General features: G+C 67.4%; 7 protein-coding genes. 6 read left to right on the forward strand and 1 reads right to left on the reverse strand.

All coding sequences use genetic code 11. From position 1 onward, the window contains the following. The first annotated feature begins 12 nt into the window (after positions 1-12). The 6 genes from ACTICP_RS11480 to ndk all read left to right on the forward strand — a co-directional run bounded on the left by ACTICP_RS11480 (position 13) and on the right by ndk (position 6996). On the forward strand, positions 13-171 hold the full coding sequence (locus ACTICP_RS11480) for a CopG family transcriptional regulator (protein WP_441892486.1): 159 nt from the start codon (positions 13-15) through the stop codon (positions 169-171). After that, entirely contained in the window at positions 168-857 is a 690-nt protein-coding gene (locus tag ACTICP_RS11485) for a hypothetical protein (RefSeq protein ID WP_441892488.1), read from the forward strand. Before ACTICP_RS11480 ends, ACTICP_RS11485 begins: the two co-directional genes overlap by 4 nt. A 600-nt stretch (positions 858-1457) precedes the next feature. Continuing rightward, positions 1458-4811: an isoleucine--tRNA ligase gene (ileS, locus tag ACTICP_RS11490; protein ID WP_441892490.1), complete on the forward strand. Its 3354-nt coding sequence runs from the start codon at positions 1458-1460 to the stop codon at positions 4809-4811. After that, on the forward strand, positions 4804-6156 hold the full coding sequence (locus tag ACTICP_RS11495) for a bifunctional folylpolyglutamate synthase/dihydrofolate synthase (protein ID WP_441892492.1): 1353 nt from the start codon (positions 4804-4806) through the stop codon (positions 6154-6156). The genes ileS and ACTICP_RS11495 overlap by 8 nt, the downstream gene beginning before the upstream one ends. Beyond that, a complete protein-coding gene (locus tag ACTICP_RS11500; protein WP_441892494.1) occupies positions 6153-6581 on the forward strand; it encodes a DUF4233 domain-containing protein in 429 nt (142 codons plus the stop codon). The genes ACTICP_RS11495 and ACTICP_RS11500 overlap by 4 nt, the downstream gene beginning before the upstream one ends. A 1-nt stretch (position 6582) precedes the next feature. Then, entirely contained in the window at positions 6583-6996 is a 414-nt protein-coding gene (ndk, locus tag ACTICP_RS11505) for a nucleoside-diphosphate kinase (protein ID WP_441892496.1), read from the forward strand. A 24-nt stretch (positions 6997-7020) separates the two neighbouring features. Here ndk and ACTICP_RS11510 read toward each other — a convergent pair whose 3' ends face one another. Continuing rightward, positions 7021-7632 (reverse strand): vitamin K epoxide reductase family protein, encoded by a 612-nt coding sequence (locus tag ACTICP_RS11510; protein WP_441892498.1) that lies wholly within the window; start codon positions 7630-7632, stop codon positions 7021-7023. Between the last annotated feature and the right edge of the window lie 103 nt (positions 7633-7735).

Consider the following 7735-nt stretch of genomic DNA (forward strand, 5'->3'; position numbering starts at 1 on the left):
TATGTTGCTAGCATGCAAGCAAACGAACCCGCCGCCGCGAAGGTGCAGTTCAACGTCTACCTGCCGCCGGATCTCGTGCGCAGTGTGAAGCATCAGGCGATCGATGAGGCGACGAGTCTGTCGGCGCTCGTGGAGAAGGCTCTGCGGGGATACCTGGAGGAGAGATCATGACGGTCGTGCAGCAGATCCTTTACACCGGCCAGCCCGAGCGCTGGTGGACACTCGCCGAGGCGCTCGGATTCGTGCCACCGTTCGCCCCGTCGTCGGAGTGGGCGGAGTTCCACGCCGACGGCGTGCTGGCCGTGCACAGCGCGACGGCCGAGCATCGCCCCGGCACGACCGATATTCACCTTCTCGTCGCGGATCTGGATGCCGCGGCATCCGCTCTCTCGTCGTTCGCTCCCGAGCGTGTCACGATGCAGGAGGTGGGGGAGATGCTCGTCGTGCAGGCGTCATCCGGGGTCTCGATCTCGGTGTCCGAGGGGGCGGTGCAGAGCGGCGTGGGCGACATCGCCGTGCAGCCGATCTGGTTCCAGGCCGACCTCGCGGAGCCGCGAGCGATCCTCGAGTCGCTCGGATTCCGCGGCGGCATCGCATCCGACCGCGGCGGGTGGGTGGAGATGCTCGGCGACGGCGGATCCGTCGGACTGCACGAGGGCGAGGCCAGGATCGGGCTGTCGTTCGAGGCGCGGGGCGATCTGGATGCGCTTGCCGCCCGCCTGCGGGATGCCGGGTTCGCGGCATCCGTGGTGGATGAGGCCTTCGCACGTACGACCCGCATTCCCGACCCCGACGGTGGTGCCGAGATCTGGATCAACGGCATGCAGGACGACCTGCACGGCTACCACCGCGCGTGAACGTCTTGCATCCTGCGGGGCATTGAGCAAGGGGAGCGCGGCGACCGCGCCGAAACGGATTGAGCGAGCGCAGCAGGTCGAAAGCCGCGGCGGCCGTTATCGCTTCGACTCGTCGCTGCGCTCCTCGCTCACCGCGTTTCGTCTCCGTCGCTCGGCGACTCCGCTCAACGCCCCGCGGGGCTGGAACTTTGGCCTTGCCCCCGCGGGGCTGGAACTTTGGCCTTGTCCCTGTGGGACTGGAACTTTGGCTTCGCCCCCGCGGGGCGTTGAGCAAGGGAGCGCAGCGACCGCGACGAAACGGGTTGAGCGAGCGCAGCGAGTCGAAGCCGCGGGTGCGTTTCGTGGGCCGTTGAGTGAGCGAAGCGCCCGGGCACGGATGCGGCGTACAATTGATGCAGCAGCTTTGATCCGGCCATCACCGGGGAGCTCTCGGAAGAACGGTCGCATGACCCACTAGAACCGAGCGGGGCAGGCCCGTCATCGCCGCAGTGAGAGTGGCAGCGCCGTGAGGCGCGGCACGCGGGGTGGTACCGCGGTCCTGAAGCACGACAGGGGATCGTCCTCGCAAGCAGCCTCCGCCCACAACACTGCGAGCTACAGATGACCTACCCCCGCAACTCCTCCGCCTTCGGTCCCGCCGCCAGCCCGCGGTTCCCCGAGATCGAACGCGAGACCCTCGAGTTCTGGAAGGACGATGACACCTTCCGGGCGTCGATCGCGCGGCGCGAGGGTGCAGACGAATGGGTCTTCTACGACGGCCCGCCGTTCGCCAACGGTCTGCCGCACTACGGCCACCTGCTCACCGGTTACGCCAAGGATCTGTTCCCGCGCTTCCAGACCATGCGCGGCAAGAAGGTCGACCGCGTCTTCGGGTGGGACACGCACGGTCTTCCCGCTGAGCTCGAGGCGATGAAGCAGCTCGGCATCACCGAGAAGAGCGAGATCGAAGACATGGGCATCGATGTCTTCAACGGCAAGGCTCGCGACTCCGTGCTCGCCTATACCGAGGACTGGAAAGAGTACGTCACCCGCCAGGCCCGCTGGGTCGACTTCGACCGCGGCTACAAGACGCTCGACCTCGGCTACATGGAGAGCGTGCTGTGGGCCTTCAAGACCCTGTACGACAAGGGCCTCGCCTACGAGGGCTACCGCGTGCTGCCGTACTGCTGGCGCGATGAGACGCCGCTGAGCGCCCACGAGCTGCGCATGGACGATGACGTGTACCAGGAGCGCCAAGATCCGTCGGTCACCGTCACCTTCCCCCTGACCGGCGCCAAAGCAGAGTCCCTGGGGCTGACCGCCGTCCGTGCGCTCGCCTGGACGACCACGCCCTGGACTCTCCCCACCAACCTCGCCCTCGTCGTCGGACCCGACATCGACTACGTCGTGGTCCCCGCCGGTCCGAACGGTGCCGCCGACATCCTCCCGGGCGACGACATCACTGAGAGCGCAGCGCACCGCTACCTGCTCGCCCGCGAGCTGCTCGGCGGCTACGCCAAGGACCTCGGCTACGAGTCGACCGAAGACGCGCTCGCCGCAGTCTCGGCATCCCACCGCGGAACCGACCTCGAAGATGTCACGTACGACCGTCTGTTCGACTACTACGCGGATGCCGAGACTTGGGGAACCGAGAACGCCTGGCGCATCCTCGTCGACGACTACGTCACCACCACCGACGGCACCGGCATCGTCCACCAGGCCCCGGCCTACGGTGAGGACGACCAGCGCGTCACGAACGCCGCCGACATCCCGACGATCCTCTCGGTCGACGACGGCGGCAGGTTCCTCTCCAACGTCACGGATGTCGCCGGCGAACTGTGGATGGATGCGAACCGTCCGCTGATCCGCCTCCTCAAGGAGAACGGCCGGATGCTGCGCGAGCAGAGCTACGTGCACTCCTACCCGCATTGCTGGCGCTGCCGGAACCCCCTGATCTACAAGGCCGTGTCGAGCTGGTTCATCCGCGTCACCGACATCAAGGACAAGATGCTCGCGAACAACGAGCAGATCACCTGGGTGCCCGAGAACGTCAAGGAAGGTCAGTTCGGCAAGTGGCTCGAGGGCGCCCGCGACTGGTCGATCAGCCGCAACCGCTATTGGGGCTCTCCGATCCCGATCTGGAAGAGCGATGACCCCGAGTACCCCCGCGTCGACGCCTACGGTTCGCTCGAGGATCTTGAGCGCGACTTCGGTACCTTGCCGCGCAATCCCGAGGGCGAGATCGACCTGCACCGCCCGTACATCGACGACCTGACGCGTCCGAACCCCGACGACCCCACTGGCAAGAGCACCATGCGCCGCATCGAGGACGTCTTCGATGTCTGGTTCGACTCCGGGTCGATGCCGTACGCCCAGGTGCACTATCCGTTCGAGAACCAGGAATGGTTCGACTCGCACTCGCCGGCAGATTTCATCGTCGAGTACATCGGCCAGACCCGCGGTTGGTTCTACGTCATGCACGTGCTCTCGACCGCGCTGTTCGATCGACCGGCGTTCACCGGCGTCAGCTGCCACGGCATCGTGCTGGGCAGCGACGGCTACAAGATGTCGAAGTCGCTGCGCAACTACCCGGACGTCTCCGAGGTGCTCGAACGCGACGGATCCGACGCGATGCGCTGGTTCCTGATGTCGAGCTCAGTGCTGCGCGGAGGCAACCTCGCCGTCACCGAAGAGGGCATCCGTGCCGGTGTGCGCGAGTTCCTGCTGCCGCTGTGGAGCTCGTGGTACTTCTTCGCGACCTACGCCAATGCATCCGGCGACGGTTATGAGGCGACGTGGCGCACCGACTCCACCGACGTGCTCGACCGGTACATCCTGTCGCGCCTGGGCGAACTCGTGCGCGACGTGGCCGCCGACCTCGAAGGACTCGACTCGACGACGGCGGCCGCACGCTTGCGCGACTTCGCCGAGGTGCTGACGAACTGGTACATCCGCCGCTCGCGCGACCGCTTCTGGATGGGCGCAGATGCGTCAGCCGAGGGCGCGACCGACGCGTTCGACACGCTCTACACCGTGCTCGAGACGCTGACCCGCGTCGCCGCCCCCCTCGTGCCGCTCGTCAGCGAACGGATCTGGCAGGGGCTGACCGGCGGGCGCAGCGTGCACCTGACCGACTGGCCGGACGCCGATGCCTTCCCGACAGCCAGCGACATCCGCGATGCGATGGATGCTGTTCGCGAGCTCTCCAGCGTCGGCAACGGCCTGCGCAAGAAGGAGAAGCTGCGCGTGCGCCTGCCGCTCGCACGCTTCACCGTGGTCTCGCCGCTGGCGGATCAGCTCGGACAGTTCGAGGACATCCTGCGCGACGAGCTCAATGTGAAGTCGGTCGAGCTCGTGCCGCTGACGGATACGGCCGCTGCCGAGTACGGGATCAGCCACCGCCTCAGCGTCAACGCCCGTGCTGCGGGTCCGCGTCTGGGCAGGCAGGTGCAGCACGTGATCGCCGGCGCCAGGGCGGGGATCTGGGAGGAGCAGAACGGCGTGGTCGTCGTCGACGGCATCGCTCTGGAGCCCCACGAGTACGATCTTGTGCTCGAGACCGCCGGGCGGCCCGAGGGCGAGGCGCTCGCAATCGTCCCCACCGGCGGCTTCGTCCTCCTCGACACCCAGACCACCCCCGAGCTCGAGGCCGAGGGGATGGCGCGCGACGCCATCCGCGTCGTACAGGAGGCACGCAAGAATGCCGACCTCGACGTCAGCGACCGCATCGTGCTGGCGCTGAACGTCTCGCCGGAGAACGCCGAGGCACTGCAGACCCACGCGGAGCTCATCGCGGGGGAGACGCTCGCCACCGCCTTGGCCGTGCAAGCCACCGAAGGCATGGATGAGCTCGTCCAGAGCGTCACAAGCCCCGGCGACGGCGTGCACCGCAGCGGTGCGACGGCGCTCGGATCGAGCAAGGAGCCCATCGTCGTAACGATCGACACGAACATCGGAGGATCGACGAATGTCTGACCGCGAACGCGCCGACGCCGTCTACGAGAGCCTGCTCGAACGGGCAGGGGAGCGGTGGGTACAGCCCCGCAAGGAGCGCACCGCGCGCATCCTCGAACTGCTCGACGACCCGCAGCGCACGTACCGCGTCGTCCACATCTCGGGCACCAACGGCAAGACCTCGACGGCGCGCATCATCGAGACCTTGCTGCGCGCGCACGGCCTGCGCACCGGCATGTTCACGAGCCCCCATCTGGAGCGCTTCACCGAGCGCATCCTCATCGACGGCGAGCCCATCGCGGATGCCGCGATCGCCGAGGCCTGGGACGAGATCGAGCCGTTCGCGGGAATCGTGGATGCTGAGCTGGAGGCCGCGGGCGACGCACCGCTGACGTTCTTCGAGCTGCTCACCGTGCTCGCGTTCGTCGCCGCATCCGATGCTCCGGTCGACGTGCTCGTGCTCGAGGTCGGCATGGGCGGCTCCTGGGACTCCACGAACACCGCCGACGGCGACGTCGCGGTGTTCGCACCGATCGCCATCGACCACGCCGATCGCCTGGGCGACACGATCGCGAAGATCGCCGAGGTGAAGGCCGGCATCATCAAAGAGGGGGCCGCGGTCGTCTCGGCGGAGCAGCCCGCCGAGGCCGCAGACGTCCTGCGCCGCGTCGCCGCGGAGAAGAACGCCACGATTGCATTCGAAGGGGAGGAGTTCGGCCTCGCCGACCAGAAGCTCGCCGTCGGCGGGCAGCTGCTGACGGTGCGCGGGCTCGCCGGCTCCTACGTCGAGGAATACCTGCCGCTCTACGGTGCGCACCAGGGGCACAACGCCGCACTCGCGGTCGCCGCCGTCGAGTCGTTGATCGGCGCGGGCTCTCAGCGCATCGCCGACGACATCGTCACCGAAGGGCTGCAGGGATCGACCTCGCCCGGGCGCCTGCAGCTGCTGGGCGTCGCTCCGACGGTGATCGTCGATGCCGCACACAATCCGCACGGCGCGAAGGCGCTGGCGCAGTCGCTGGACGACAGCTTCGACTTCGACGAGTGGGGACTCGTACTCGGCATCCTCTCCGACAAGGATGCCGCGGGCATCGTCGGCGAACTCGCACCGGCCGCTGCGCACGTGTTCGCCACCGCGCCGGAGTCCCAGCGCGCCAGCGACGCGGACCAGATCGCCGACCTGGTCGAGAACGCCGGTTTCCGCGCGACGGTGCACCCGTCGCTGGCGGATGCCGCGGACGCCGCGCGCGAATGGGCCGCATCGTCCGATCGCCGGGCCGTCGTGATCGCCGGGTCCGTCGTCCTCGCCGGCGAGGCGATCGCCCTTGCAGAGGAAGAGGACTGGAAGTCGGGGTGGCGCGCATGAGCGACGCTGCGCCGACACCGCGTCACGCGCGCCCGCCGCGCACCCTCGTGCAGAAGCTTGCTCCGATCGTGCTCGGTTTCGAGGCGATCGTCGTGCTGCTCGCCGGGCTCACGATCTTCGGACTGAAGACGCTCCCCGCGAGCATCCCGCAATGGTGGGCGATCATCGGCGGGCTCATCGTGGCTGTCGCGATGGTCGCCGTCGCCGGCATGATCACGAAGCCGTGGGCGATCCCGGCCGGGTGGGTGCTTCAGGCCGTCGTCGCCGTGTCCGCCATCTTCGTTCCCGCGATCCTTCTCGTCGTCCTGGTTTTCGGAGGCATGTGGGCGTATGCGACGATCATGGGGGGCCGGCTGGACGCACGAGCCCGTGCCGCTGCCACAGCGAACCTCGAAGACACCGACCCTCACACAGAGAGCGACTGACATGGCCACTGAAGAAACCCTCGTCCTCGTCAAGCCTGACGGCGTCACCCGCGGCCTCACCGGCAGCATCCTCGCCCGCATCGAGGCGAAAGGCTACGCGCTCGTCGACATCCGTCTCGTCGAGCCCGACCGCGAGCTGCTGGCCGCCCACTACGCCGAACACGAGGGCAAGCCGTTCTACGAGCCGCTGCTCGAGTTCATGATGTCGGGACCGTCCGTGGCGATCCGTCTCGCCGGAGATCGCGTCATCGAGGGCTTCCGGTCACTCGCCGGCACCACCGACCCGACCACCGCGGCGCCCGGCACGATCCGCGGCGATTTCGGCCGCGACTGGGGCCTGGCCGTGCAGCAGAACCTCGTGCACGGTTCGGACAGCACCGAGTCGGCTCAGCGCGAGCTCGGCATCTGGTTCTGACGAAGCGAGTCGAAACACTCCGCGTCAGAACATCAGGCTCGTGATTTCGCCGAGGAAGTCGATGCCCTTCAGCTGAGCCATCGCGATGATGATCGCGTAGGCCACGATGGTCGCCAGCGGCACCCAGGCCATCAGGCGTCCGGCGCGTTCCTGCACCTTCTCCGAACTGCTGAATGTTCCGTTGCGGAACAGATGGACGACGGTGGCGAAGAAGGTGGGGATCGTGACGGCCCAGGTCGTCATGCACCAGGGGCACAGCACGACGAGGTCGTAGATGCTCTGGCCGATCAGCCAGCAGACGAACACGAACGCGAACAGGATGCCGGCGCCGAACGTCGCCCAGAACCAGCGGGGGAACCGCGCCCCAGCGAGCACGGCGACGCCCACAATGATCGGCGCCATCCAGCCGGCGATGCCGAGGATCGGATTGGGGAAGCCGAACACCGAGCCCTGCCAGGAGTCGAGGTTCTTTCCGCACTGGATGAAAGAGCTCAGATCACAGCTGAGGGATGCGTCGGGATCGGCGAGCAGCACGAATTTCTCGACGGTCAGCTCGAACGCCGCCCACCAACCGATCACCCCGGCGACGATCAGCCAGATGGCATAGAAGACGGGGCGGGTGCGCTGCTCGCTCATAGGAGGATTATCTCAGCATCCGCTATGGATCGAGCGTGAGAGGCCCACTCGAAAGGCGCGATGGATGCTGCGATGCCACGAACTCGGCAACATGGTGCGATAA

The sequence above is a fragment of the Microbacterium sp. genome, assembly GCF_052102115.1.
GTDB lineage: Bacteria > Actinomycetota > Actinomycetes > Actinomycetales > Microbacteriaceae > Microbacterium.